21 protein-coding genes and 2 pseudogenes are annotated in these 25,960 nt (G+C 61.8%); 17 read left to right on the plus strand and 6 right to left on the minus strand.

Features of this window, described 5'->3' with window-relative positions:
* Positions 1-442 precede the first annotated feature (442 nt).
* The 4 genes from BS629_RS10730 to BS629_RS40215 all read left to right on the plus strand — a co-directional run bounded on the left by BS629_RS10730 (position 443) and on the right by BS629_RS40215 (position 2,866).
* Positions 443-1,324, plus strand: coding sequence for a glucosamine kinase nucleotide-binding domain-containing protein (locus BS629_RS10730; protein WP_077988191.1), 882 nt, complete (start codon positions 443-445; stop codon positions 1,322-1,324).
* On the plus strand, positions 1,321-2,085 hold the full coding sequence (locus BS629_RS10735; RefSeq protein WP_077988192.1) for a GntR family transcriptional regulator: 765 nt from the start codon (positions 1,321-1,323) through the stop codon (positions 2,083-2,085). The genes BS629_RS10730 and BS629_RS10735 overlap by 4 nt, the downstream gene beginning before the upstream one ends.
* A 28-nt stretch (positions 2,086-2,113) precedes the next feature.
* Complete coding sequence (locus BS629_RS10740; RefSeq protein ID WP_077988193.1) at positions 2,114-2,533, plus strand: hypothetical protein; 420 nt, start codon at positions 2,114-2,116, stop codon at positions 2,531-2,533.
* 198 nt (positions 2,534-2,731) lie between these two features.
* Positions 2,732-2,866: a hypothetical protein gene (locus BS629_RS40215; RefSeq protein ID WP_259666420.1), complete on the plus strand. Its 135-nt coding sequence runs from the start codon at positions 2,732-2,734 to the stop codon at positions 2,864-2,866.
* 345 nt (positions 2,867-3,211) lie between these two features.
* On the opposite strand, the gene BS629_RS38905 is transcribed toward BS629_RS40215, so the two are convergent.
* Positions 3,212-3,361 carry a hypothetical protein gene (locus tag BS629_RS38905; protein ID WP_157633263.1) on the minus strand — a complete coding sequence of 50 codons (150 nt, stop codon included), beginning with the start codon at positions 3,359-3,361 and terminating at the stop codon, positions 3,212-3,214.
* A 219-nt stretch (positions 3,362-3,580) separates the two neighbouring features.
* Between BS629_RS38905 and BS629_RS10755 the strand changes: the two genes are divergently transcribed.
* The 11 genes and pseudogenes from BS629_RS10755 (at position 3,581) to BS629_RS39175 (ending at position 17,630) form a co-directional block, all read left to right on the plus strand.
* The gene (locus tag BS629_RS10755) at positions 3,581-4,609 is read left to right on the plus strand and encodes a DUF3991 and toprim domain-containing protein (RefSeq protein WP_245315080.1); all 1,029 of its coding nucleotides are present in this window, start codon (positions 3,581-3,583) and stop codon (positions 4,607-4,609) included.
* A 64-nt stretch (positions 4,610-4,673) separates the two neighbouring features.
* A complete protein-coding gene (locus BS629_RS10760; RefSeq protein ID WP_077988196.1) occupies positions 4,674-5,279 on the plus strand; it encodes a DUF1419 domain-containing protein in 606 nt (201 codons plus the stop codon).
* Between the two features lie 10 nt (positions 5,280-5,289).
* Positions 5,290-5,675, plus strand: a pseudogene (locus BS629_RS10765) (DUF3085 domain-containing protein).
* 116 nt (positions 5,676-5,791) lie between these two features.
* Positions 5,792-10,891, plus strand: a complete 5,100-nt coding sequence (locus BS629_RS10770) for a DEAD/DEAH box helicase family protein (protein ID WP_077988197.1) — start codon at positions 5,792-5,794, stop codon at positions 10,889-10,891.
* Between the two features lie 506 nt (positions 10,892-11,397).
* Positions 11,398-13,221, plus strand: coding sequence for a ParB N-terminal domain-containing protein (locus BS629_RS10775; protein ID WP_077988198.1), 1,824 nt, complete (start codon positions 11,398-11,400; stop codon positions 13,219-13,221).
* Between the two features lie 132 nt (positions 13,222-13,353).
* Positions 13,354-13,551, plus strand: a pseudogene (locus tag BS629_RS39700) (DUF7007 domain-containing protein); the annotation flags it as partial.
* Positions 13,552-13,953: 402 nt separating this feature from the next.
* On the plus strand, positions 13,954-14,538 hold the full coding sequence (locus BS629_RS10785; protein WP_077988199.1) for a hypothetical protein: 585 nt from the start codon (positions 13,954-13,956) through the stop codon (positions 14,536-14,538).
* Positions 14,539-14,829: 291 nt separating this feature from the next.
* A complete protein-coding gene (locus tag BS629_RS10790) occupies positions 14,830-15,756 on the plus strand; it encodes an ArdC family protein (RefSeq protein ID WP_077988200.1) in 927 nt (308 codons plus the stop codon).
* A 635-nt stretch (positions 15,757-16,391) separates the two neighbouring features.
* On the plus strand, positions 16,392-16,703 hold the full coding sequence (locus tag BS629_RS10795) for a DUF736 domain-containing protein (protein ID WP_018482050.1): 312 nt from the start codon (positions 16,392-16,394) through the stop codon (positions 16,701-16,703).
* A gap of 299 nt (positions 16,704-17,002) precedes the next feature.
* Positions 17,003-17,164, plus strand: coding sequence for a hypothetical protein (locus tag BS629_RS39170; protein ID WP_018516739.1), 162 nt, complete (start codon positions 17,003-17,005; stop codon positions 17,162-17,164).
* Between the two features lie 292 nt (positions 17,165-17,456).
* Positions 17,457-17,630: a hypothetical protein gene (locus BS629_RS39175; RefSeq protein WP_018482048.1), complete on the plus strand. Its 174-nt coding sequence runs from the start codon at positions 17,457-17,459 to the stop codon at positions 17,628-17,630.
* A 62-nt stretch (positions 17,631-17,692) separates the two neighbouring features.
* Here BS629_RS39175 and BS629_RS10805 read toward each other — a convergent pair whose 3' ends face one another.
* Complete coding sequence (locus tag BS629_RS10805) at positions 17,693-18,001, minus strand: WGR domain-containing protein (RefSeq protein WP_018482047.1); 309 nt, start codon at positions 17,999-18,001, stop codon at positions 17,693-17,695.
* A 443-nt stretch (positions 18,002-18,444) separates the two neighbouring features.
* On the opposite strand from BS629_RS10805, the gene BS629_RS10810 reads away from it, so the two are divergent.
* Positions 18,445-18,759, plus strand: coding sequence for a hypothetical protein (locus BS629_RS10810; RefSeq protein ID WP_064251367.1), 315 nt, complete (start codon positions 18,445-18,447; stop codon positions 18,757-18,759).
* Positions 18,760-19,002: 243 nt separating this feature from the next.
* On the opposite strand, the gene BS629_RS10815 is transcribed toward BS629_RS10810, so the two are convergent.
* The 4 genes from BS629_RS10815 to traC all read right to left on the minus strand — a co-directional run bounded on the left by BS629_RS10815 (position 19,003) and on the right by traC (position 22,321).
* Positions 19,003-19,452, minus strand: coding sequence for a thermonuclease family protein (locus BS629_RS10815; RefSeq protein ID WP_077988201.1), 450 nt, complete (start codon positions 19,450-19,452; stop codon positions 19,003-19,005).
* 437 nt (positions 19,453-19,889) lie between these two features.
* Positions 19,890-21,821, minus strand: coding sequence for a Ti-type conjugative transfer system protein TraG (gene traG, locus BS629_RS10820; RefSeq protein WP_077988202.1), 1,932 nt, complete (start codon positions 21,819-21,821; stop codon positions 19,890-19,892).
* Complete coding sequence (traD, locus tag BS629_RS10825) at positions 21,808-22,023, minus strand: type IV conjugative transfer system coupling protein TraD (protein WP_011654561.1); 216 nt, start codon at positions 22,021-22,023, stop codon at positions 21,808-21,810. The genes traG and traD overlap by 14 nt, the downstream gene beginning before the upstream one ends.
* Positions 22,024-22,027: 4 nt before the next feature.
* Positions 22,028-22,321 carry a conjugal transfer protein TraC gene (gene traC / locus BS629_RS10830; RefSeq protein WP_011654562.1) on the minus strand — a complete coding sequence of 98 codons (294 nt, stop codon included), beginning with the start codon at positions 22,319-22,321 and terminating at the stop codon, positions 22,028-22,030.
* Positions 22,322-22,576: 255 nt separating this feature from the next.
* On the opposite strand from traC, the gene traA reads away from it, so the two are divergent.
* On the plus strand, positions 22,577-25,903 hold the full coding sequence (traA, locus tag BS629_RS10835; protein WP_077988203.1) for a Ti-type conjugative transfer relaxase TraA: 3,327 nt from the start codon (positions 22,577-22,579) through the stop codon (positions 25,901-25,903).
* Positions 25,904-25,960 lie beyond the last annotated feature (57 nt).

The raw sequence follows: 25,960 nt of genomic DNA on the forward strand, positions 1-25,960 counted from the left end.
GATTGCGGGTTCGGCTATCCCGATTTCTTCCGGCGCGGCTTGATGATTACCAATTTCGCCGGGACCGCGAGTTGATCCAGATCAGAGTATCGGTGCCATGGCTGTTTTTGGATAGCGCCTGCCTCGACACGAGGCCGTCCCGCACAATCCTTCAAACTTGAACGACGGAGCAAAGATCTTCCAATCCTGGGCGACGAAGCCGCCGACGTCTTTTCGCACGAGCATTTCCCAAATTGCATGCCGGTTACTCGCGACGGGGAAAGGATTCAGGTCGAAAGGCATTACGGGTTCCTTCAGCTGGGTCGCCCATACTCTCTCTAGCCGGTTTCCAGTTGACAATCCGGTATGTTTGTGCGACGTACGTACTAACACGGTGCGCGCAGCTGGTGCGGCCCGAACGCGAACGACGCTGTGTCAGATGACCTCCTGAAGGAACGCGCGGATGACTGTCTACCTAATCGGAATCGACGGCGGTGGCACCAGCTGCCGTGCTGCAGTCGCCGGTGCGAACGGGAGTATCCTTGCGCGGGCTCAAGCCGGGCCCGCCAACATTCTCTCCGATCCGGATACGGCCCTCGACAGCATTGCCAGTGCGACCCACGCGGCTTTTTACGCAGCTGGCATCAATGCGCGTAGCATCGCCTCGGCGCGTGCAGTACTTGGGGTCGCGGGCAATAATGTCGGTGAGGCCGTTCACTACGTGAAAAACAGGCTACCCTTCGCCCAGGCGGACATCGAGTCAGACGGGCTGATCGCGCTACAAGGCGCGCTTGGTGATAAAGACGGAGCCGTCGCCATTTTAGGAACAGGCACGATCTACATTTCCCGCCACTGGGAAACGGTGACCTACGTCGGCGGATGGGGCTTTACTGTGGGCGACCTCGGCAGCGGCGCTCGTATTGGACATGCGCTTTTGCAAGAAACGCTGCTCGCATATGACGGCATTCACGACATGTCCGCGATGACCGCCTCCGTCCTTGCGGAATTCAAAAATGACCCACGCAATATCGTCGAGTTTGCGCGGCAGGCAAAGCCCGGCGCCTTCGGCCGCTATGCGCCGCGCGTATTCGAGCACATGAAACAGGGCGATGCCGTCGCCGCGCGCCTGTTGCAAGAAGCCGCTGTTTCAGTTGACGAAGCACTTGATCGTCTAGTCGCGCGAGGAACGCAGAAGATTTGTCTGCTCGGGGGATTGGGGCCGCTGTATTCGTCCTGGATCGCTGCACGGCATCAAAGTTTATTGGTAACGCCCGAAGGCGATGCAGTGAGCGGGGCCGTGGCCCTGGCTGTGTCGCGCTTCGGGCATCTGAAAGCGATCGAATGAGTGACAGGCTTGCGGCCATGCTTCCAGGATGGGGCATAGACATCAAGGGCGCCGGCCCGCTCTACCATAGACTTCGCCTGGCGCTTGAAAAGGCGATCCTGTCGGGTAAACTCAAAGAGGGCGACGTTCTTTATCCCGAACGAGACCTCGCTGAACATGTCCGCGTTAGCCGTGTAACGGTCCGCAAAGCAATCGACCATCTCGTCCAAGAGGGCTTTCTGGTCCGCCGGCGCGGCTCAGGAACCTTCGTTGCCGGATCGGCGGTGCGCGCAGATCGGCCTCCGTTATGCGCGAACTCTTTGACGGGTGACATTTCCTGGCGTGGATCGGACACGAAAGTCGAGTGCATCGGGCGCAGCACGTCTCATCCCGCACCAGAGGAGATGATGACACTCGGCTTGTCAGGCGACAGTCACGTCGTGCGCATCACCCACTTGCGGAGCTCGGCGGGCCAGCCGCTTGCGATCGAACGCACATGCATTTCCTCGGAGTTCCTGCCCCACGCTCGTGCCGTTACCTCTTCTATCTGCAACACACTCGCGGACGCAAACTTCAGACCCGTTCGTGCGATCCAGCGCACTTTCGCATCCAACATCGAAGGTCCGGACGCCACCTTGCTTGGCGTCGCGATTGGAACGGCTGGTCTTTTGACAAAGCGCGTCGCCTATCTTGCTTCGGGCCGTGCGATCGAATTCACCCGCTCACTTTTTCGAGGCGATGCCGAAGGTTTTGTCAGCGAGCTCACCTTTCTCGAAAACTGACCGCTCTCTTACAAGACAGGATCCTATCATGCAGGCCACCGTGCAAACGAACATGCGCCGTGAGATCGACGAAATTCCAGAAGCTGCGGCCAGATTGCTCGATCGCTTAGCGAAAGACTTCGCTGCCACCGGTGCGGCTTTGCGCGCCGAGGACTCCGAATTCGTCGTCACAGTCGCGTGCGGCTTGTCCGACTATGTCCCTGAAATAGTCCATCGAGCTGAGGGCGAAATTGCCCGCCGCTTCGATTCGAGGGTCACTCCCCTCAATCTACGATATCGAGCTCAGCTTTGGTCGCGGCGCTGCCTTGCCGAGGCAGCCACGCGCGTCATCGCAGCCTCGATCGCTCTGACGAATAAGCCTCCGCTTGCGGAACCCGCAAAGGCTATGAGCATGCTGAGCACAAAGGTCGGCTTGTACCTGAAGACGACGCACATCTCGTGGTGTTGACTCCCGAGTTTGAGTTGAAGTTGAGGCAAGCGGTCATGGCGATTTCGGATCAAATTTGCACAGGTTCTCCAATGGTAAGGTCGATGTTTTCCGCAAACCTGCTGGGCTTTAGCTGAGTGGAACCAGCGCCCCATGAAGATAGCAATGCTCTCGCCGTTTGAACGAACCTGTCTCCATTGGATATCGAGAGGCTGGACTGTGGCTGATATCGCGTTGATCGAGGGAAAGGATACCGCTGAAATTCAGGCGTGCGTGGAGCGTGCGGTTAAATCGCTCAACGCCGAATCAGTGGAACAGGCGCTTGAGAAAGTGAAGCTCACGCGATCAGGCTGATCGCAGTGTGGTTGCGGGCGCCGGACGCTTTCACCTTGCCTTGCATGCTGCCTGCAAATGCATCGTTCTGGCAACGTCAGGCCCGCAGCAAGATCGCGCCATCGGTTTGAAAACACGGAGAGAATGGCTCCTGCGTTCGGCGGAACGCAGCCGAACCGAGGTGACCACGAAAGCAAGCCAATCCGCGCGTTTGTGATGGGTCCTTGCCGAGTTCCGGATTCCACGAACAACACGCTGAAAGGTCCGCTCGCAAGCTGCGGCCGCTCCGCGGCGCGGTGATCGCGCCCGTCCCGAGCCTTTGAGGAGCCATCGAGCGGGAATTGGCCCGCTCCCACTGGAGCCCTTCTAAACTCGCTCGATCATTTCCTCGCACAGTCCCGCGCCTTCCAGCTCCCATGACCTGATGGTCCGGTCACCGTCCTTGAAGTCGAGGGTGAATACAGCGTCTTTCCCTCTGACGAGATCGATGCCGACGACGACCTTGAGATCGCTCATGAATTTTTCCCCTGGCCGGCGCATCGAGCCGGCCTTTGGCGTGCCGCTTGCGAGCAGCAGGCCGCAAGGGAGGCTTCGCCGCGGCCGTGCATTGCATGATCCGACAATTGCCAGCCGCGCCCTTGCAGTCTTTGCTCTTCGCGGTGGGCCGAACGGTGCCCACGAAGCGACGGGCAAGGAAAGGCAATGGAGGCCGATCGCAGTGCGATCGGGAGCAAAATGAAAAGAAGAGAGATAGAGGCGCTGCGTGAGCAGGTGAGCTGCGCGGCCGTTCTTGAACAGGCGAGGTTCGCCATCGACATCAAGGAAAGCACCCGGCGGGCAGTCAAGTTTCGCCGTGGTGGTGAAATCGTCATCGTCGCGCATGAGGGGCGCGGATGGTTTGATCCGCTCAGCGATGCGAAAGGCGATGTCTTCGGGCTTGTCGAGCATCTCGATCATGTCGGTTTTCTCGAAGGCGCCGATAGGGTCGCGGATCTCGTTGGTTTCGAGATCACGGAACCGGAGTGGCAGCCTGCGAGCCGCGATAGAGGATGCAACCTCTCTCTTGTCGAGCGCTGGCAAGCGCGCCGCAGCCCATGGCCCGGTTCATCGACGTGGCGCTACCTCAACGGCGAGCGCCGGCTGCCACCACCTATACTCTGTGAGGCGATCAAAGCGGGGCTTCTTCGGGAAGGCCCGCGTGGCAGCATATGGGCAGCGCATACGGATAATGCCGGCGTGGTGACCGGATGGGAGGCGCGCGGACCGCAATACCGTGGCTTCGCCTCTGGAGGAGCGAAGGTTCTCTTCCGTCTAGGGTTGGATACTGCGTTGCGCCTGGCCGTCACGGAAGCTGCGATCGATGCCATGAGCCTTGCGGCAATCGAAGGGTTGCATGACGGCACGCTTTATCTCAGCACCGGCGGCGGGTGGTCGCCGGCCACGCAAGCCGCACTGCGGGAATTGGCCTCCCGACCGGACGCCCGGCTGGTCGCTGCGACGGACGCCAATGCACAAGGGGATCTGTTTGCCACGCGATTGCGGTCGCTTGCCGAGGATGCCGGTTGCGAGTGGACCCGGTTGCGCCCGGCCGAGGAGGACTGGAACGAAACCCTGAAGGTCAGGGAGAAAGAAAAGGGGGAAAGAAAGGCAGGAAGCGTGCCGCATTCGCACCGCCCGCGTCAAGGGAGGCTTCGCCCGGCTGAGCCGGCCCTTGACCCAGCCAGTCGCGATGCCGGCGCCAGGCAAGGGGTCATGAAGGACTGAAGGGGATGGCGAGGTCGATAGGACGGCGCCGCACTTCGGTCCGAAAACGCGCAAGGAGCCGCAGATGATCCCCTCTCCCGCAACCACCAGGGTTTTCCAGGGCGTCGCAAGCCGCCAACAGATGTTCCGCATGTTTGACCGCCACGCGGAGCGCCCAAAGCGTTGGGATGGTGATGCCGCGCCGTTCTACTCGGGCGAATGGTTCGAGATCGGCGAGACCGAACATGACTACATGTTCGAGGTCCTTCCACCATTGTGGATCCGAGGATCCACGTTTGCGATGCGCGAGTTCATGACTGGCTCGGTGACATCAGTATTCTTCGCGCTCAGGATCGAGGCGTCCATCCGATATTTCCATGGCTACTGCGATCTTTCCGGTAAGGCATCCGTCGAAACGATGCGCGTCGCCATCATCGAGCGCGAAAGCCGAGCGGTCCGGGCGATGACGCGGCAAGAGCGGCTCGAGCATATCTGGAGCATCACTGCCGGCGATTACCGCGGCTATGCCGGAGACGAGTGGCCGCAGTCCGCTCGCGGCAAGCGCACCGTCATACTCTATGGCGGCAACGAAGGCACCTTGCTGAAGCTGCTCGACGAACTCACGGACGGGGAGACTGCTGCGAAGCTGCCGGTGCATCTTCGCCACCTTCCCTCCCAGATCGCCGCGTGAGGGGGAGGCCATGTTCACTTTCAGCGTGGTCGAGGTCAGTGCGGTGATCGTGCACGGACGTACCGACGCGGAAGCCAATGGCGGCTTCCGCAACCCCCACTATGGTCTACTCCCGGGTAAGGACGAACGGCCAGGTCTGTGGATCGTCGGCGACGAAGGCGTCTATCTGCTGTCCAATGGCAAACCGGCAGAAGGTCAAAGGGCGCTGAGTGCGATCCGCAGACCGATCCGGACTGCTGGCATTACAAGCGTCGGTATTTCGAGGGAGACGACGGGATCGTCTTCATCGCCGGCGCGAGCCTTGAAGCCATGCTTTCCACAACCCCGGAACCCACGCATCTGCGGGCGCAGTTTACGTCGGAAACCATGCAGTTCTCCGTAGTCACGCGCTCGTAGCTCGCGATCGCTGCAGCCGGACGAACCAGATCCAAATTCCTCACCTCATTCATCCGCCATCGCCCGCGGGACCTGTCCTGCGGGCGATGGCGCATATCCTCGAAAAGGAGTCTTCAATGTCCAACGATCCCTTCACCCTCGATATGTTTGTAAGCAGCGCGTTGTCGTCCGGCCTTGGCTTGGGCGTCACCGCGTTTGGCGGTTTCGCCGCCAACGACGACGATCCCGATCCGCCGCCGCCCTCCCCTGCGCCGGCATTGCCTCCACCAGTTGCGAAGCAGCCGGCGCCGCGGACACACGGCCTGCGGGGTAACTTCTATCTCGACAATGGCGATCGTGGACTTGCGATCGACTGGAAGCAAAGGGCGAAGGCGAATCTTGTGGCCATCCTGACCGCCAACGAAATCGAAAAGCAGGATCGACCCGCCACCAGTGACGAACAGGCGAAACTGATCCGCTTTACCGGTTTTGGCGCATCGGAACTCGCAAACGGCATGTTCCGGCGTCCAGGCGACGTCGATTTCCAGGAAGGCTGGGGTGACCTCGGCAGTTCGCTGGAAAGCGCCGTCACCGACGCCGATTATGCTTCGCTCGCGCGCGGCATCCAATATGCTCACTTCACTCCCGAGTTCATCGTCCGCTCGATCTGGGCGGGCTTGCGGCGGCTCGGATGGCGCGGGGGCCGCGTGCTGGAGCCGGGAATCGGCACGGGCCTTTTTCCGGCGCTGATGCCAACGGCGCTCCGTGACATAAGCTATGTCACCGGGATCGAACTCGATCCGGTAACAGCGCGCATTGTCCGGCTTCTTCAGCCGAAGGCACGCATCATCAACGCCGACTTCGCGCGCACCGATCTCAACGCGATCTATGATCTCGCGATCGGCAATCCGCCCTTCTCCGATCGAACAGTTCGGTCGGACCGGCAGTACCGTCCGCTCGGTCTGCGGCTGCACGACTACTTCATTGCCCGGTCGATCGATCTCTTGAAGCCCGGTGCACTCGCCGCGTTCGTGACAAGCAGCGGCACGATGGACAAGGTGGACAGCACAGCGCGAGAGCATATCACCAGGTCTGCCGATCTGATCGCAGCGGCCCGCCTCCCCGAGGGCAGCTTCCGCCGCGACGCTGGCACGGATGTGGTCGTGGACATCCTGTTTTTTCGCAAGCGCAAGGCCGGCGAGCCGGAGGGTGATCTGTCATGGCTCGAACTCGAAGAGGTTCGTCCTGCGACATCCGACGAGGGGGCGATCCGCGTAAACCGCTGGTTCGCGCGGCACCCGGATTTCGTGCTCGGCGAGCACGCCTCAACGTCTGGCCCGTTCGGCGAGACCTATACATGCCGGCCACGCGCCGGTGAAGACCTGCAAACGGCACTGAAGGCCGTGATCGCTCTTCTCCCTGAGGATCGGTATGACGGCGAGCCGACGTCGGTCGACATTGATCTGGAAGAGGAGTTGGGCGAGATCGTCGACCTCCGCCCCGCCAACGACAAGGTCCGCGAGGGCAGCTTCGTCCTCAATAACCGCCACGGTCTCATGCAAATGATCGACGGAGCCCCGCTCGCGGTTTCGGTGCGAAAAGGCAGGTCAGGCGAAGGCCTGTCCGAAAAACATGTCCGGATCATCAAGAAGCTGATTCCGATCCGCGACGCCGTCCGCGAGGTGCTGAAAGCGCAGGAACGCGACCAGCCGTGGCGCGATCTGCAGGTTCGGCTGCGTATCGCCTGGTCGAGTTTCATCCGCGACTTCGGGCCGATCAACCACACAACGGTCTCGATCTCTGAGGACGAGGAAAGCGGCGAGGTCCGCGAAACCCATCGTCGGCCGAATCTCCAGCCGTTCCTGGATGATCCCGATTGCTGGCTGGTGGCCTCGATCGAGGACTACGACCTCGAAACCGATACGGCGAAGCCTGGTCCGATCTTCACCGAGCGGGTGATTTCTCCTCCCGCGCCGCCGGTCATAACTTCGGCTGCCGACGCGCTCGCCGTCGTTCTCAACGAGCGTGGCTGCGTCGATCCCGAGCATATTGCCGAGCTGCTGCACCGTGATCCGGATGCTGTGATCGACGAACTCGGTGACGCCATCTTCCGCGATCCCGCGGATGGCTCCTGGCAGACCTCCGACGCCTATCTCTCCGGCCCGGTCCGCACGAAGCTCACGGTCGCCGAAGCGGCGGCTGCGCTCGATCCGGCGTTTGAGCGCAATGTCCGAGCGCTGCAGGACGTCCAGCCTGCCGACCTCCGACCGTCGGATATCACCGCCCGTCTCGGCGCACCCTGGATTCCGGCTGCCGATGTCGTCGCCTTCGTCAAGCAAACGATGGATGTGGACATCAGGATTCACCATATGCCGGAACTCGGGTCATGGACCGTCGAGGCACGCCAGTTTGCCTATAGCGCCGGCGGCACCTCCGAATGGGGCACAAGCCGCCGTCACGCGGGCGAACTGCTGGCCGACGCGCTGAACAGCCGGATTTCGCAGATCTTCGACGTGTTCAAGGATGTTGGCGGTGAACGCCGCGTTCTGAATGTCGTCGACACGGAAGCAGTGCGCGACAAGCTGCAAAAGATCAAGGAGGCTTTTCAGAACTGGGTCTGGACTGACCCAGACCGCACCGACGGGCTTGCGCGGGTCTATAATGACCGCTTCAACAACCTCGCGCCTCGAAAATTCGACGGCTCCCATCTAAAGCTTCCCGGCGCCTCCGGCGCCTTTGTTTTGTATGGGCACCAGAAGCGTGGAATCTGGAGGATCATCTCCTCCGGCTCGACCTATCTCGCCCATGCTGTCGGCGCCGGCAAGACGATGACGATGGCAGCCGCGATCATGGACCAGCGCCGGCTCGGCCTAATCGCCAAGGCGATGCTGGTCGTGCCAAGCCATTGCCTCGCACAGGCGGCGCGCGAGTTCCTGGCGCTGTATCCGAACGCTCGTATCCTCGTCGCCGACGAAACCAACTTCACCAAAGACAAGCGGGCACGTTTCCTGTCGCGAGCCGCCACGGCCAACTGGGATGCTGTTATCATCACCCATTCGGCCTTCAGGTTCATCGCCGTGCCGTCGGCGTTCGAAAGCCACATGATCCAAGAAGAGTTGGAGCTCTACGAGGAGCTTTTGACCAAGGTGGACAGCGAGGATCGGGTGTCGCGCAAGCGGCTCGAGCGCCTGAAGGAAGGCTTGCAAGAGCGGTTGGAAGCGCTCTCAACCCGCAAGGACGACTTTCTCACGATCTCGGAAATTGGCGTCGATCAGATCATTGTCGACGAGGCGCAGGAATTCCGCAAACTCTCTTTTGCGACCAATATGTCGACACTGAAAGGCATCGACCCGAACGGATCGCAGCGGGCCTGGGACCTTTATATCAAGTCCCGCTATATCGAGACCAAGAATCCCGGCCGCGCGCTCGTGCTGGCCTCCGGCACGCCAATCACCAACACTCTCGGTGAGATGTTCTCGATCCAGCGCCTGCTCGGCCACGAGGCGCTGCGCGAACGCGGGCTTCACGAATTCGACGCCTGGGCCTCGACCTTCGGCGACACGACGACCGAACTCGAAATCCAGCCGTCGGGCAAATACAAGCCGGTGAGCCGGTTCGCGAGCTTCGTCAACGTGCCGGAGCTGATCGCGATGTTCCGCTCGTTCGCCGACGTCGTGATGCCGGAGGACCTGAAGCAATATGTCAAGGTTCCGGACGTCTCGACCGGACGGCGGCAGATCCTGACGGCGCAACCGACGCCGGCCTTCAAACTCTATCAGCAGATCCTCGACAGCCGCATCAAGGCGATTGAGATGCGAGAGGGGCCAGCGCAGCCCGGCGACGATATCCTGCTGTCCGTCATCACCGACGGCCGACACGCGGCGATCGACCTGCGCCTGGTCATTCCGGCAAACGACGACGAGCCGGACAACAAGCTCAATCTCCTCATCGAGAACGCCTTTCGCATCTGGACGGAAACGAGCGAAAACACCTATCTTCGTCCGGACGGCAAGCCCTATGAACTTCCAGGCGCGGCGCAGATGATCTTCTCCGATCTCGGCACCATCAATGTCGAGAAGACGCGCGGCTTCTCCGCTTACCGCTGGATTCGTGACGAACTGATCCGCCTAGGCGTGCCCGCGTCGGAAATCGCCTTTATGCAGGACTTCAAGAAGACCGAGGCCAAGCAGCGACTGTTCGGTGACGTCCGTTCGGGCAAGGTTCGCTTCCTGATCGGCTCGTCTGAGACCATGGGCACTGGCGTCAACGCCCAGCTCAGGTTGAAGGCGCTGCATCACCTCGACGTGCCGTGGCTCCCATCGCAGATCGAGCAGCGCGAGGGCAGGATCGTACGCCAGGGCAATCAGCACGATGTCGTCGACGTCTTCGCCTACGCCACGCGAGGGTCACTTGATGCTGCGATGTGGCAGAACAACGAGCGCAAGGCTCGCTTCATCGCCGCCGCCCTTTCCGGCGACACCTCGATCCGCAGGTTGGACGACCTTGGGGAGGGCCAGGCCAACCAGTTTGCCATGGCCAAGGCGATTGCCTCGGGCGACGAGCGCCTGATGCAGAAGGCCGGGCTCGAAGCCGATATCGCTCGGCTCGAACGGCTGCGCGCCGCCCATGATGACGACCTGTTCGCGGTGCGCCGCCAGGTCCGGGACGCCGAACGCGACATCGAGGTATCGCTCCGGCGGATCGGCGAGATCGGCAAGGACATCGCGCGGCTGGTTCCGACTGCGGGAGATGCCTTTACGATGACCGTCACAGGCGTTTCATACGACGAGCGAAAGGAAGCCGGCCGCGCGCTGATGAAGGAAATCCTCACCCTCGTCCAGCTTCAACAGGAGAGCGAGATCGTCGTCGCCTCCATTGGTGGCTTCGATCTCGTCTACGATGGCGAGCGCTTCGGCAAGTCTGACGGTTATCGCTACACCACCATGCTTCAGCGCACGGGCGCGGACTACGAGATCGATCTCGCCGTCACGGTGACGCCGATCGGCGCCGTCTTCCGCCTCGAGCATGCGCTGGATGATTTCGACGGGGAGCGGGAACGCTATCGCCAGCGGCTGGAGGAAGCGCGCCGGCGTCTTGCTTCCTACCAGTCCCGTCAGGGTGGCGATTTTACCTTCGCGAGTGAGCTGGCCGAAAAGCGTCGCCAGCTCCGGGAGGTTGAGGCGGAACTCGCGGCCGAGGCGCGCGAGGCAGGGGCCTCTGCCAGGGAGTCAGCCTGATTTTGGAAGCAGTGCAGCATGTGCATAGGTGCATTGCACAATAAATGTTTTCCATCTGATCAAAATATCATCATAGTGCACACAGCTGATGCACATGGCGGTCTCCTCCCAGTGCCGCCGCAACGGCTGTTCCCCTCTGGAGGTTAAATAACCTTCACACTTCATGGGCCTCGGTTCTTCCGACGGCCCATTTTTTTGTTCCCGCTCAACCCGAATTCTGACCTTCGCATGGGATCGCCCGTCTGAAAAAACAGGAAAGAGGGTGAAAGAAAAACCGGTCGCAGATCGGTCCTCCCGTCGCCGCTGGCGCTCAACCGCGGCCTACGCAGCCCGGCCACTCGTACTTCGCAAGGCTGTTAGCCCCGCTTGTCCTTCGCGGCAGGGCAGCTCGCCCGCAGTTGCGCCGGTCAGGCCACTTTGCGCTCCGGGAGATGTCTTCAGGAAAAAATGAAGACAGGAAGGACCGGCAGAAGGCCGCGTCCGCATCCCCGGAAAGGAACACTCCCATGCAACTCATGAAGGTCGATCCGCGTGCGCTGAAGGACAATCCCGACAATACGCGCCAGTCGCAGTCGACGCCCCAGGCCGACGCGCTGCTGCTTGCGACCATCAAGGCCGTCGGCGTCATCCAGCCGCCCGTCATTTTCGCCGAAGCCGGCGGCAACGGCTATGTCATCGAAGCCGGTCACCGGCGCACCCGCATGGCCATCGCCGCCGGCATCGAGGAAATCGATGTTATCGTCGTCGAGGCGGCCAACGATAATGGCGCGATGCGTTCGATGATCGAAAACGTCGCGCGCGAACCGCTCAACCCCGTCGATCAATGGCGCGGCATCGAGCGCCTCGTTGCTCTCGGCTGGACCGAGGAAGCTATTGCGATTGCGCTGGCCCTGCCGGTCAGACAGATCCGCAAGCTTCGTCTGCTCGCCAATGTGCTGCCTGCGATGCTCGATCACATGGCCAAGGGCGACATGCCGAGCGAGCAGCAGCTTCGCCCGATTTCCGCAGCGTCACTCGACGAGCAGAAGGAAGTCTGGAAGGCACACAAGCCGAAGAAGAGTGAGACAGCATCCTGGTGGGCGATCGCCAACGGCCTCACCAAGACCCGCATGTTCGCGCGCGATGCGAGTTTCGGCGATGATCTCCGCCGGGCCTACGGCATCGAGTGGGCAGAAGACCTGTTCGGACCGGCCGACGAGGATAACCGCTACACCACCAACGTCGAAGCATTCCTCGGTGCGCAGCAGGAATGGATGAGTAGCAATCTTCCCAAGGAGGGTTCCATCGTCGAGCTCAACAATTGGGGCCAACCCCAATTGCCGCCGAAGGCGGAGCGTATCTACGGCAAGCCCGGCAAAGGCGATTGCACCGCCATGTATCTCGATCGTGAGGGCAAGGTGCAGTCCGCCCATTTCCGGTTGCCGGAGATCAAGAAGGCGAAGCGAAAGGTCGATCCGACCGCGCCCGGCGGCGAGGACACGAACGAGGCCATCGACGTTGCAGGGAAGACCCGTCCCGACGTGACCCGAAACGGCCTCGACATGATCGGCGATTTCCGCACAGACGCTCTGCACGAGGCACTGGCACGAGCGCCGATCGAAGACGATACCCTCTTGGCGCTGCTCGTCCTCGCATTCGCCGGGCAGAACGTCTCGGTCGATTCCGGCTCCGAAACCTCCAACCATCTCTACGGCTCCAAGCGTTTCGCCCGGCACGCCGTCCGACTGATCGGTGAAAGCGGCAAGCTGCAGTTCGATACAGATACGCTTCGTGTCGTGGCCAGGTCGACCCTGATCGACGCACTGTCGGCGCGGACCAACCGCACGGACAGCGGCATTGTCGCCCGGATCGCCGGCGATGCCATAGGCGCCGACACCTATCTTCCGAACATGGGCACGGAGCAATTCCTCGCGTGCCTATCGCGTCCGGCACTGGAAGCGTCCTGCGGCGGTAGGAGTGTCGCTCCCCGCCCGCGCGTCAGGGACACCCGGGCTGCCCTTGTCGAGCACTTCAAGGAAGAGCGTTTCGTGCATCCGTCTGGCCTCTTCGCACCCGATGACGTGAAGATGAGCGAATGGTTGGCCAAGAACACCGAGCATGGGGGCGATGACGACGATGCACCCGCCGACGGGCCGATGGGCGGCATCGAGGACGGTGCCGACGGTGAGTCTGATCCCTCGATCGAAGCCGAATTGGTCGACAAACCCCATGATCCGGAAGGCGAGGTCGGAGGCAACGCAGCCGACACCGAGCTCGAAGAGCTGGATGAAGCCGACGCTGACACCGGCACTGAGGATCCCGATACCGCTTACGGAATTGCGGCCGAGTAACCCTGCCCCACAACTCCGTACTGATCGATACCGCCGCCGGCCATCACCGGCGGCGGCTTTGTTTCCTCACCTCAAAACAGGAGAATACGCATGTCCGCGTCTTTGATTTACGACCTCGCCCCAATCGGCTCTATCAGCGCCTGGCGCGTGTCACGGCCGCTTTCCGAGCTTAAGCGCGACGACTTCTACTCGCATCATGGCGCCGTTGCGGATGAGACGGAATTTCAAGGACGGATGTTCGAACAGGCCGAGCACAGCCGCGAGCTCCGGGCACTTCACCGGCAGACTGTTCGGATGAACTGCTCGACGCCATGGGGACCGTCGCAGGGCGTGCGGCGGCGTGAGTCCGACCGTATGGGGGCTTTCGTGGCGGCTGGTCCGAGCTGGAGGAAGGGATGCGGGCTGTCGCTCGCAAGAGGTTCTCTCCTCCGGGGGTTCGGAGCCATAGCCCGCCCCCGCCGGTCTGCCCTTCGTTTTCGCTGCGGTCTGAACCGGCGGCCGGTCGTTTAAAGGCCGCTGGCGCGCCGCGAAGCGGCCGGTGCAGCCTCCCTCGCAAAACGGGTTCGCGTCCTTCGCAGGGCTTTACCCCGCTTGTCCGCAAACCCGTTTCGCTCGCCCGGCCGTCCCGGACCTGTGAAAGCGCCCGTCCTTAGCCGGTTCCTGTCGACCGCATCGAAGGGCAGACCGGCAGGGGCCGGTGCCGCTTCGGTGAAACCACGAAAGGAAGATCCCATGGCCAAGCCCGCAACCAATCGACCTGCCGCCCGCGTCGTGCCGCTCCGCAAGGGTACCACCCTCGAAATGGTCAGGCTCACATGCCCGGACACTGCGCAGGCAATGCTGATCGCTGAGAGTTTCGGAACCGCTGTAGTCGACAGCGATGGCATCCGTGAACTCCACGAGCGCCTGATCATTGAGACCGCCGACAGCCTCTCGGACGGTCTGGGTGAGAAGGCGATGCAGATCCATCTCCAGCGTATCGTCGGTGCGTATGTCGGCTCGGCGCACGGCGCCGGCCTGTTCTACAGTCGAGCAGTCTCCGAAGCCCGAGACGCGACCGCCAAATCGGCAAACGATCCCCGCGACGAGGATCTCAATGGCCCGGTGGGTTACGACAGCGCCGCCCAGCGCAAACGCGAATTCGCTGCCGACATGGGCATACAGTCCCACGCGCTGCGGATGGCCGCCGAGGGCGCAGTCGCAGCCTATCGCCACGTCATCGGCGAAGCCTGGAAGCCTTTCGACCGCCCGGTCGACAATCCAGGCCAGTCGCTCGACCGCAAGGCGGCCGAGGCACAGATGGCGGCTCTCGGTTGAGGCGCTTCCGGCGGAGCTTCGGCTCCGCCATCTCCCTCTCACTGATCCTTGGGCCGGTTCCTTTGGGACCGGCCTTTTCCATGTCAACGGAAGGAAAAACAAGAGCCCTGCCCGCCACGCGGCCTCGTCCTTGTCGGCGGTCCTGCAGGAGCCGCCGGTCTGCCACAACGGCTTTGCCGTCCTTCACTCCGTTCCGGCCGTTCCGGTGCGGCCGACCACCTGATCGCTCCTGCCTTCGGACCTCCGCGACGGGGCCGCGATCGGGGCGGCCTCCAAACGGAGGATCACGACATGAGCAGGAAAGCCGAAGGCGAACGCGCCGACATCTATGCGCGGATCACGGATAGAATTGTTGCCGATCTCGAAAAGGGCGTAAAACCCTGGATGAAACCCTGGCACGCGGCCAACACGGATGGCCGGATTACCCGGCCGCTGCGCCACAACGGTCAGCCCTATTCGGGCATGAACATTCTTCTGTTATGGTCGGAGGGAATGGCGCGCGGCTTCACGTCACCCACGTGGATGACGTTCAAGCAGGCGCTCGAACTGGGAGCGGCGGTGCGCAAGGGCGAGACCGGTTCGACGGTCGTCTTCGCCGGCCGCTTCACCAAGTCCGAGGCGGACGGCGATGGTGAAGAAGTCGACCGGGAGATCCCGTTTCTGAAGGCTTACACGGTCTTCAACATCGAACAGATCGACAGGCTGCCCGAACACTACCATCACCGACCGACACAGGTGCTCGATCCTGTCGAGCGCGTCGAGCACGCAGATCACTTTTTCAGGAACACGGCCGCCGTCATTCGGCATGGCGGCTCGCAGGCTTATTACTCTCCGGTCACGGATCACATCCAGATGCCGCCGTTCGAGACATTCCGAGACGCGGCGTCCTACGTGGCCACGCTCAGTCACGAAAGTTGCCATTGGACTGCGCGCCCCGATCGCGTCGATCGCGATCTTAGCCGCTATGCGAAGGACAAGACCGAGCGGGCTCGCGAAGAGCTGATTGCGGAGCTCGGGAGTTGCTTCCTATGCGCCGATCTCGGGATCGCACCGGAGCTGGAGCCACGGCCGGACCATGCGTCTTACCTGGACTCGTGGCTGAAGGTTCTATCTGACGACAAGCGGGCTATCTTCCAAGCTGCGGCGCATGCCCAGCGTGCTGTCAGCTTCCTGCACGGTCTCCAGCCCGTTCAGGCCGACGAGAGAGCGGCCGCGTAGGAGACGTCAAGGTCGGTCGTTGTCACCCGCAACGGCCGACAGCTCTTTCGGCGCTCTCTCCGCGAGCGCGTGCTCATCGGACGTGAGGTCCAGCCTCCCCCAGATCGATGGTTTCCGATCGTTGGCTTTCAGCTTTCGGGACTGCTTGATTTCGACGGTAAACGGCTTTGTCTGCTGACGCATAGATCCTCCAGGCGACGAATCGCGGCCCGACAATATTGCGTTGATGAGAGGAGACAACTGCCCGGACGGCCGAGTTTGTCGCATCCGAAGCCGACGCTATGCTTTAGAGACCTGGGGAACGGCTTCGCGGCCGGGCTGTTCTGCCGGGGCAACGCACGGCGAGGGCCATGACCAAGTTCCTTCCACCGCTGTCATAGGCCACGCCCTCCGCGGGCTCGATGAGGCATGTCTGATCGGAGACCGGCTTCGCCTCGATCGTTCTCCCGCAACGGCCGTCCGCAACTTTCTTCCCCAGCGAACTGCGTTCGCATTCCTCGCGCGACAACAAAGTTTCTCCCGACCGCCCTCCATTTCATTACGGCCTTCCAGGTGCGGTCCGATCGTCCCCGATCCTTGCGACAGCCATCGAGGCCGCGAAGGGCGCGGCCCGAAACAACCGAAAGGAACAGACAATGGCTACCATCGGCACTTTCACCGCAAACGAAAACGGCTTCACCGGCTCGATCCGCACCCTCGCACTCAACGTCAAGGCCCGCATCGCCCGCGTCGACAGCCCCTCCGACAAGGGCCCGCACTTCCGCATCTACGCCGGCAATGTCGAGCTGGGTGCGGCTTGGCAGAAGCGCTCCGGCGAGAGCGACCGCGACTATCTCTCGGTCAAGCTGGACGACCCGAGCTTCCCCGCCCCGATCTACGCAACGCTCTCCGAGGTCGAAGGCGAGGACGGCTACCAGTTGATCTGGTCCCGCCCCAATCGGGATTGAGATCCCAACAAGGCCCCGCCACCGAGGCGGGGCCAACTGGCCGCTTTAAGAAAGCCGGCAACGGGCGTCGAGCCCGCGGCCGACTTTTAGGGTGCCATACGGAGAGGTGGGGGTCTGCTCATATCGGGCCTATCGTGCCGTGGAGCCGGGACAGCCTCAAGGACGAGCGGTTCCCCCAAAATGCCGGCGCATTTCGGCTCCCCCACTCACCGCCGCTGGCGGTCGCATGCGCGATCCTTGACCCTGACCCACCGCCACGCCGGCGGGCGTCATCTTTCTCAAACATCAAGGAGATGACGATGATCGAACAACAAATCGAAGAACTGCGCGCCGAGCTGAACGCTTGCATCGAGCCCGCCGAGCGTCGCGAGATCGAAGCCGAGCTCGAAATCGCCCAGGCCGAGCTGATCATGATGCTTGGCGAACAGGATGGTTCCATCGACGCCGAGCCGCCCTTCTGAGGGCGGCATACCACCAGCATTGGGGGACCGCCGGCATCCAGGATCCCGAGAGGGGCGATCCGCTGCGACTCTCCTTTCGATCTACCGTCATCGACATCGGGGATGTTGCATCCCGTCCGTCGCCCGCAACCTGCCGGCGCCAGAATTTTCCCCGCCGTATTGCGGCTCCTCGCGTGCCAAATTCTGGCGCCGGCAGGTCCTTCACTCTCGTTTCGTCCTTTCAGGTGCGTCCCTCCTTGTCCGCCATGCGGCCTATCCCCGCGATATCCGCATTTCGAAAGGAGAAAATACCGTGCAACAGCTCGCTCAGTTCCTCACCGCCACCGGCCGTCGGCTCCGCACCCTCGGCAAGGTGATCTGTCACTACTTCCGCAAGGGGAAACTCGGCCTGAAACTGGCCATCAAGATTCCGTTCTTCGTCGAGATCGAGGCGTCGTTCGAGACCGACTGGAACCGGCGCGAATAACACGCCGCGGGCCGCTTCAGCGGCCCCTCCTCTACCAGCTGGAACGCGGAACACAATCATCGTCAGCTCGGCGAATATCGGCAGGTTGTTTTTGGCCGATAGCCGCGACCACGTTTTTGCTTCAACAGCTCAAGGAACAAGCGAACCGCTTCCTCCTCCCGTTCGAACACATGCTGCTTTTCCTGTCCACGCTTGCCGATCCGTCCCCATCGCCGGGTCAGGCAGGCCTCTCCGAACATCGTCTGCTCGATCTCCATGGCATAATACCGCGCCATGTTCTTGGCTGGATCCGTTCGTTCGACATAGAGCTGGTATGGTTGCGAAATCATGCCGGCATGATCGTCACACGGCGCCGCTACGTCCAACGACATATGTGAATCCTACAGATGCGACCGATTCATTTTCGTGAAGAATGGGGCTTGGGCGAGGCGCCGATGGCGCACGGCTGTGGTCGCACCGCGACCGGAGCCCGCACGCGGTCTCCGCCCCGCCGGGTTACGATCCTCTCGCAGCAAGAAGCATGCCTCTGCGAAATCTCATTGTCCGGAGACAGCCGGAGCCTCCCGTCGCCATCGGAGATGGCAAGCGGTCGCGTCCCTTCAGGACGCGGTTCTATCTCTCTCTAACGTCCCATTTTGCACCCGCCGTTCCGGCGTCAAGGACATCGCGGCCCCTCCAATTTTCCCAACGCCGCAAGCGGCACAGAGAAAATCGGTTCCTCCGCTCGCCGCAGGGCGGCCGCGTTCCGCGGTCCCTGACCCCTCACGGACTACGGTGCCGACACCTTTCGTCAGAAAACGAAAAGGAGACTCTGATGACAAAGCATCAATTCGCTCGTGTGGTGGAAGAAGATCAGAAGCGGCCGGATCAACAGCCGGATTGGCTTGAACGACTGCGCCGAAATTTTGATGCGGAAGTGCATCTTCCCGCCGATATCTCGCGGGAGTTTCTGTCTGCAGCGCTGCTTTGGGCAGTCGACAACAAGGTCGATTTCGGTTTGTTCCACGAGGCCAGCGAGATCATCATTGCGCACTTCGGCGGTGATGAGATCTACCTCCCGTCGCGGTGGTCCGACAAACGATGGCACATCGGCCTTGAGGACAAAGAGCCTTTCGATCCGAGCGACTGAGGTCGAGACCAGAGGCGGCTTGTCGCCTCTGGTCTTTGCCTATTCACATGAGCCCCTCCAGCCGGATCGACCGAGCGGAGCGGCTATGAAAGGGGGGCTCTGCCGCCCCTCTCGATCTCACCCCATGAAGGAAGGGCAATGCCCCTCCTTCAAACTTCCTCCCAGGGAGAAAGGGAGACGGTTCCCTCCTCCCTTTCCCCAAACCCCTATCCCTCTCCCGTGCAGGGAAGGTGATGATGGCTGTCACCCGCCCTGGCACCAGCCGTGTCGGGCACCATCCCATGATCGGGCAAGCCCTTCCTTGATCAAGGCATCGCCCAGCGAATTGCCTGCACGAAATACGGTTCGCAGTTTGCGTCCATATTTGTCTTCGTCACGGAACCCGGCCGCTAGCGAGAATTTTTCAGCGTTGAGCAGCGTCAGCAGGCGGGATTTTGCCGCCTCACCCTTTATCCGTTCCGCCTCGCACCGGGGCGGGCTGAGTTCAGGCGTATCGATGTCGGCGATGCGGATTTTCTCGCCGTTGAACCAGAATGTGTCGCCGTCGACGACGCAGTTCGCTCGATGGCTTCCGTCGCAGATCGAAAATGCGGTCGACAATGAATCCGTCGTCGGTTTCTTGGTCAAAGTGGCGAGATCGGGAAGAACGTCGGCGCCGCCATAGGCAAGCCAACCCCCAACAGCAATGATCACGGTGCATAGAACTGCCGTCGAGCGTTTACGCCATCTGTTCCGGCCAGATCTCAGCAGTCCTCCACCCGCGCGCTGCCGGTCGCGACCGCCTCCGGCCTTCGGCGGCTTTCTAAACGGAATCACATTTGATTTCGCCACTTTCCGATCCCCTCGTTTCGTCTCAACCTATGTCGGACCCGGTTTCATCTGCGTTTACGGAGGAGCTTGGCTCCGGGCTGCGGTGTGGCCGGCAAAATGGTGCGCGACGGGCGGGGGCAGTCGATCCCGCCTCCCCTTCGGGCCACTATGTTGAGGCTCCTGCGGCTGCCCTGTTTTCCTCCCGTCACGCAACGAGAATTCCCGAAATCCCGCCCGCCGGGCGTCGCTATGCTGATTTCTCCGATACTCTTCATTTTTCTGGATCAGCCTTGCTCGGTTGCACCGCGCGCCGGCTTGGATCATGCAGGCTTTGGCGTATCCCCGACCATGTGAAACCTGTTTGTGCCGACGCATGCTTTCATGTCGTCGCGCCGGAACCAGATGGCTCGTCCGCATCGGAGTGGGGCGTTTCCTGCGGTGAAGACGATCTGTTCGTCGGCGCGCATGCGCAAAACTTCATGCGGCTGGATGAGCGGTCTGGCGGCAAGCTGTTTCGAGCGCGTGCGCGATGATCCCTTTGCCTGGAAACTCCGGCTCACCTGGTCGATCTCGACCGTGGTCATGCCGCAGCGCCGGGAGATGTAATCGGCGGTTTCGGGATCGTTGATCGCGGCAAACGAAATCCAGCTGGCACTCTCGAACCACTTACTTGCCGCGTCGCGGCCGCCATAGGTTTCGCGCATCTGGCCGATCGACTGATAGATCATCGTCAGCGTGATGCCGTATTTGCGACCGGCGTCGCGAGCGGTCTCTATGATCCGCATGTAGCCGAGGCGCGCGACCTCGTCGAGGAGAAACAGGGCGCGCCCCTTGATCTGTCCGTCGCGATTGTAGATCGCATTCAGAAACGAGCCGATGATGACGCGCGCAAGACCGGAATGGGTCTCCAATGTCTTGAGGTCTATGTTGATGAAGACGTCCGTATTGCCGGACGCGATCTCGTTGGTCGCGAACTTCTTTCCAGACACGAGTGCTGCGTAGTTCGGATAGGAAAGCCAGTGTGTTTCCTTGACCGCGTTGGCGTAGACGCCGGAGAAAGTTTCCGGCGTCATGTTGACGAAGGCTGCGACGTTTTCCTTCACAAAATCCGAGCCCGAATTGTCGTAGATGTCTTGCAGCCGTTTGCGCAATGTCGGCTCCGGCTCCGAGAGGTTCATGCGCACCTGCCGAAGCGTCTGGTCGTGCTCGTCCGTGCGGCCGGACAGGCAGACATCGGCGATCAGCGCCGTCAGCAGTTGCAGCGCCGATGCGCGAAAGAAGTCGTCACGGACACCACGCACGCCTCCGCCGTCGCTCATGATCCATGAGGCGACCGAGGCAATATCCTCTTCCTTCGTCCCGCCGAAACGACCGACCCAGTCCAGCACGTTAAAACCGATGTCAGGCTTCCTTGGATCGAGGACGAATACATCCCTTCCGGCTCCGCCGCGATGCACGGAGACCATCGGTGCGACCTCGTTCGAAGGATCGAGCACGATCAGCGTGCCGCCCCATTTCAGTGCCGTCGGGATCGTCACCGACGTCGTCTTGAAGCCACCGGAACCGGCAAAGACGATCCCGTGCGACGAGCCGAACGAGCCATCGAAGCACAGCAACGGCGACTTGCCGCCGGCGCCCCACGTCTCAGCGCTGTCGGCGCGAAACGCTTGGCTCCCGACACTGTCCTTGTCGACCCGATAGCGCTCGCCGATGACGATACCACCGGCATCGGGAAACAGCTTTGCTGCCTCCGTCAGTTTCATCCAATCCGCTTCGCCATGGAGCGCCCGCTTGCCCTGAATGCGTTTTGGCTCGGCCCTTGCGAATGCCGCATTGCCGATGAGCGCGACGCGAAGCGCGAAGCAGGCACATAAGAGCGCCGCACTCGCGCCGATCGACGTCGCTGGATCGAGAAAGGCCCAGACCGTCTTGTCGGCGGGTACTGTCATGAAAGCGGAAAGGCGCATTGTTTCGCGAATGGCTGCGATCAAGATCGTCCCACTGCATCCCGCGACGACGCCCCAACCTGCCTGCTTGATATTGATCGAACCGGCGCTCGAAAACAGCAACAGAATTCCGATCGCCGCACTGGCCACATAGGGCAATGCGATGCCCGCCCGCCCCCATGCCAGTCGCGCGGCCTCGGTCTTGCCAAAACCGGAAAGCCACTGCTCTACCCCTGTCATCCCGATGACGACCAGGATCATCAACGTCCCTGGCATGACGACGAGCGCAATCCTATTGATCGTCATTGCCGAAGGCCTCCACGCCGATTGCCGTGAGCCTGGACCGCTCGGTATCGTCACTCTTGATGCGGCGCGCTGCATCGACCAGCGCGCCCAGCAACAGCGCTCGCTTCTCGTAGCGCAGACCGGCCTTGACGATCAGTCCGCCGAGCTCGATCTTTTCTCGCGTGTCCTTCTTGCGGGCGTCGGATGTCATCGTCCTCGCCATGCGTTCAAGCCTCGCCAGCGCTGCCCGCGCCCGCGCCAGACGTGACCGGCGCGGTTTGCTGCGAGACGACGGCTGCCCCTCCCCTTTCTTTTCCGGCCGTAGCGCCCTGCCCTCCGCGAAATCGCTTGGTCAGTTGCTCAAACGCTGCCTGAAGCTCCGCCTCGTCGATCTCGATCTCGCCAAGGCCCGCCTTGAGCGCGATCCGTCCGATGCGTTCCGCTTCCCGGGTCTCGGCGATCTTGAGCTGTTCCTGCAGCTTGGCGATTTCGTCGCGAAGTTTCGCGGATGGCTTCTTCATGTCCGTCTGTCTCCCTGGGTGCGAAAGCTTGTCTTTCGAACCCAGTTTTTCGGACCGGAGTGCGGAACGCACTACTGTGAATCCTACAATCGCCAAGGGCGATGCTTTCGGGAATGATCCCGGCCGTTCCGAAGGAGCGGCTTCCAAGGGCGCAATTATACGTCGCTGGCGCGACGTGTTGCTGAGAGAGCCTCGTGGGGCGGCCGCTCCCGACGAGCCTTTTGATTTCGTTCGCAACCGGGAGAGAACTCCGCCGTGGCCGTCCCTCACTTCTCCGTCAGCGTCGTCGCGCGTGGCTCCGGCCGCAGCGCGGTGCTGTCGGCGGCCTACCGGCACTGCGCCAAGATGGAGTTCGAGCGGGAAGCCCGGACGATCGACTACACGCGAAAGCAGGGGCTCCTGCATGAGGAGTTCGTGATCCCTGCCGACGCGCCGGAATGGGTGTGCAGCATGACTGCCGATCGCTCGGTCGCCGGCGCATCCGAGTCCTTCTGGAACAAGGTGGAGGGCTTCGAGAAGCGATCCGACGCGCAGCTCGCCAAGGACGTTACCATAGCCCTGCCGCTCGAGCTGTCTGCCGAGCAGAACATCGCGCTCATGCGCGACTTTGTGGCGGGCCACATCACCGCGAAGGGCATGGTCGCGGACTGGGTCTATCACGACGCCCCGGGCAATCCTCACGTCCACCTCATGACCACATTGCGCCCGCTGACCGAAGACGGTTTCGGTTCGAAGAAGGTCGCCGTGCTCGGCCCGGACGGCAAGCCAATCCGAAATGACGCAGGCAAAATCGTCTATGAGCTGTGGGCCGGTAGCACTGAGGATTTCAATGCGTTTCGCGACGGCTGGTTTGCCTGCCAGAACAAACATCTGGCGCTTGCCGGCCTCGATATCCGCATCGATGGCCGTTCCTTCGAAAAGCAGGGTATCGACCTCGAGCCAACCATTCACCTCGGCGTCGGCGCCAAAGCCATCGAGCGCAAGGCCGAGCAATCCGACCACAAGTCGGAGACCTCGACTCCCAAACTCGAACGCATCGAGCTTCAGGAGGAGCGCCGCAGTGAGAATGCTCGACGCATCCGGCGTCGTCCCGAGATCGTGCTTGAGCTGATCACGCGGGAGAAGAGCGTCTTTGACGAGCGCGATGTAGCGAAGGTCCTGTACCGGTACATCGACGATGCCCGGCTTTTCCAAAGCCTGATGGTGAGGATACTGCAGAGCCCGGAAGCGCTCCGGCTCGAACGCGAGCGGATTAATCTTGCGACCGGGGTCCGGGAGGCGGCGAAATACACCACGCGCGAGATGATCCGGCTCGAAGCCGAGATGGCCAACCGTGCGATCTGGCTCTCCGGTCGCGCCTCCCGTGGGGTCCGTGAGACGGTGCTGCAAGCGACATTTGCGCGCCATTCCCGTCTGTCGGATGAGCAGCGAACGGCGATCGAACATGTCGCCGGGGCCGCGCGGATCGCCGCTGTCATCGGTCGCGCCGGCGCCGGCAAGACGACGATGATGAAGGCTGCGCGCGAGGCATGGGAAGCGGCCGGCTATCGTGTCGTCGGCGGCGCCTTGGCGGGCAAAGCCGCCGAGGGATTGGAGAAGGAAGCAGGCATCCAATCGCGCACGTTGTCATCGTGGGAGCTTCGCTGGAACCAGGGACGCAACCAGCTCGACAACAAGACGGTGTTCGTGCTCGACGAAGCCGGCATGGTGTCGTCACGGCAGATGGCGCTGTTGGTCGAAACCATAACCAAGGCTGGCGCCAAGCTCGTCCTTGTCGGTGATCCGGAACAGCTGCAGCCGATCGAAGCAGGCGCCGCCTTTCGTGCGATCGCCGATCGCATCGGCTATGCCGAACTCGAGACAATCTATCGTCAGCGCCAGCAATGGATGCGCGATGCCTCGCTCGATCTGGCGCGTGGCAATATCCGCAAGGCTGTCGACGCCTACGCCGCTTATGGTCGAATGATTGGTTTGAGACTGAAGGACGAGGCGGTCGAAAGCCTGATCGCAGCTTGGGACCGGGACTACGACCCTTCGAAGACCAGCCTGATCCTCGCACACCTTCGCCGCGACGTCCGGATGTTGAACGATATGGCCCGCGCCAAGCTGGTCGAACGCGGCGTCGTCGCGGACGGATTTGCGTTCAAGACAGAGGGCGGAACTCGCATGTTCGCGGCCGGCGACCAGGTCGTGTTCCTCAAGAACGAGGGCAGCCTTGGTGTCAAGAACGGCATGCTCGCAAAGGTGCTTGAGGCTGCACCCGGCCGGATCGTCGCTGAGATCGGTGACGCCGAGCACCGCCGTCAGGTTACGATCGAACAGCGCTTCTACAACAACCTCGACCACGGCTATGCGACGACGATCCACAAGAGCCAGGGCGCGACCGTCGACCGGGTGAAGGTGCTTGCTTCCCTTTCATTGGACAGGCATCTCACCTATGTGGCCATGACGCGCCACCGTGAGGATCTCGCCGTCTATTACGGCCGGCGCTCCTTCGCCAAAGCCGGCGGTTTGATCCCGATCCTGTCGCGCAGGAATGCCAAGGAGACGACCCTCGATTACGAGAAGGCGTCGTTCTACGGCCAAGCGCTGCGCTTCGCGGAAGCGCGGGGCCTTCATCTTGTCAACGTCGCCCGCACGATCGCTCGCGATCGGCTCGAATGGACCGTCCGGCAGAAACAAAAGCTCGCCGATCTCGGCGCACGTCTTGCCGCCATCGGCCCGGCGCTAGGACTGGTTCGCGGCAGCAACAAACACTCCATCCCGGACACAATCAAGGAGGCCAAGCCCATGGTATCAGGCATCACCACCTTCCCGAAATCGCTCGACCAGGCTGTCGAAGACAAGCTAGCCGCCGATCCCGGGCTCAAGAAGCAATGGGAGGACGTCTCGACCCGCTTCCAGCTTGTCTACGCGAAGCCGGAAGCTGCCTTCAAGGCGATCAATGTCGATACCATGTTGAAGGACCAGTCGGTCGCGCAGTCCACCCTGGCAAGGATTGCCGGCGAGCCGGAGAGCTTTGGCGCGCTCAAGGGCAAGACCGGTCTTCTCGCGAGCCGTGGCGACAAGCAGGACCGGGAAAAAGCGCTCGCCAATGTACCGGCGCTCGCCCGAAATCTTGAACGCTACCTTCGTGAGCGGACCGAGGCCGAATTGAAACACGAGACAGAGGAGCGCGCAGTCCGTCTGAAGGTTTCGGTCGACATCCCGGCGCTATCTTCAGCCGCCAAGCAAACGCTCGAACGCGTGCGCGATGCGATCGATCGCAACGATCTTCCGGCCGGCCTCGAATATGCGCTGGCCGACAAGATGGTGAAAGCCGAACTCGAAGGATTTGCCAAGGCTGTGTCCGAGCGTTTCGGGGAACGGACATTCTTGCCTTTGGCCGCGAAAGACACGAGTGGCAAGACCTTCGAGACCGTCACATCGGGCATGACGGCTGGCCAGAAGGCCGAGGTCCAGTCCGCGTGGAATTCCATGCGCACGGTCCAGCAACTTGGCTCTCATGAGCGTACGACCGAAGCGCTCAAGCAGGCCGAGACGCTGCGTCAGACGAAGAGCCAGGGGCTCTCGCTGAAATGACCGCGGGAGCTGGAACGCGGCGGGCGATGACCGCGGAACAACGACGAGCGGCTGGAA

Source organism: Rhizobium leguminosarum bv. viciae USDA 2370 (assembly GCF_002008365.1).
GTDB classification, from domain to species: Bacteria; Pseudomonadota; Alphaproteobacteria; order Rhizobiales; family Rhizobiaceae; genus Rhizobium; species Rhizobium leguminosarum.

Bases quoted from the DNA above. Each gene is read 5' to 3' on its own strand.
- traG (WP_077988202.1), bottom strand. From the start codon at position 21,821: ATGACGATCAATAGGATTGCGCTCGTCGTCATGCCAGGGACGTTGATG.
- traD (WP_011654561.1), bottom strand. From the start codon at position 22,023: ATGGCGAGGACGATGACATCCGACGCCCGCAAGAAGGACACGCGAGAA.
- BS629_RS10760 (WP_077988196.1), top strand. From the start codon at position 4,674: ATGATCCCCTCTCCCGCAACCACCAGGGTTTTCCAGGGCGTCGCAAGC.
- BS629_RS10795 (WP_018482050.1), top strand. From the start codon at position 16,392: ATGGCTACCATCGGCACTTTCACCGCAAACGAAAACGGCTTCACCGGC.
- traC (WP_011654562.1), bottom strand. From the start codon at position 22,321: ATGAAGAAGCCATCCGCGAAACTTCGCGACGAAATCGCCAAGCTGCAG.
- BS629_RS10740 (WP_077988193.1), top strand. From the start codon at position 2,114: ATGCAGGCCACCGTGCAAACGAACATGCGCCGTGAGATCGACGAAATT.
- BS629_RS39170 (WP_018516739.1), top strand. From the start codon at position 17,003: ATGATCGAACAACAAATCGAAGAACTGCGCGCCGAGCTGAACGCTTGC.
- BS629_RS10810 (WP_064251367.1), top strand. From the start codon at position 18,445: ATGACAAAGCATCAATTCGCTCGTGTGGTGGAAGAAGATCAGAAGCGG.
- BS629_RS38905 (WP_157633263.1), bottom strand. From the start codon at position 3,361: ATGAGCGATCTCAAGGTCGTCGTCGGCATCGATCTCGTCAGAGGGAAA.
- BS629_RS10770 (WP_077988197.1), top strand. From the start codon at position 5,792: ATGTCCAACGATCCCTTCACCCTCGATATGTTTGTAAGCAGCGCGTTG.
- BS629_RS10755 (WP_245315080.1), top strand. From the start codon at position 3,581: ATGAAAAGAAGAGAGATAGAGGCGCTGCGTGAGCAGGTGAGCTGCGCG.
- BS629_RS10785 (WP_077988199.1), top strand. From the start codon at position 13,954: ATGGCCAAGCCCGCAACCAATCGACCTGCCGCCCGCGTCGTGCCGCTC.
- BS629_RS10735 (WP_077988192.1), top strand. From the start codon at position 1,321: ATGAGTGACAGGCTTGCGGCCATGCTTCCAGGATGGGGCATAGACATC.
- BS629_RS10730 (WP_077988191.1), top strand. From the start codon at position 443: ATGACTGTCTACCTAATCGGAATCGACGGCGGTGGCACCAGCTGCCGT.
- BS629_RS10790 (WP_077988200.1), top strand. From the start codon at position 14,830: ATGAGCAGGAAAGCCGAAGGCGAACGCGCCGACATCTATGCGCGGATC.
- BS629_RS10775 (WP_077988198.1), top strand. From the start codon at position 11,398: ATGCAACTCATGAAGGTCGATCCGCGTGCGCTGAAGGACAATCCCGAC.
- BS629_RS10805 (WP_018482047.1), bottom strand. From the start codon at position 18,001: ATGTCGTTGGACGTAGCGGCGCCGTGTGACGATCATGCCGGCATGATT.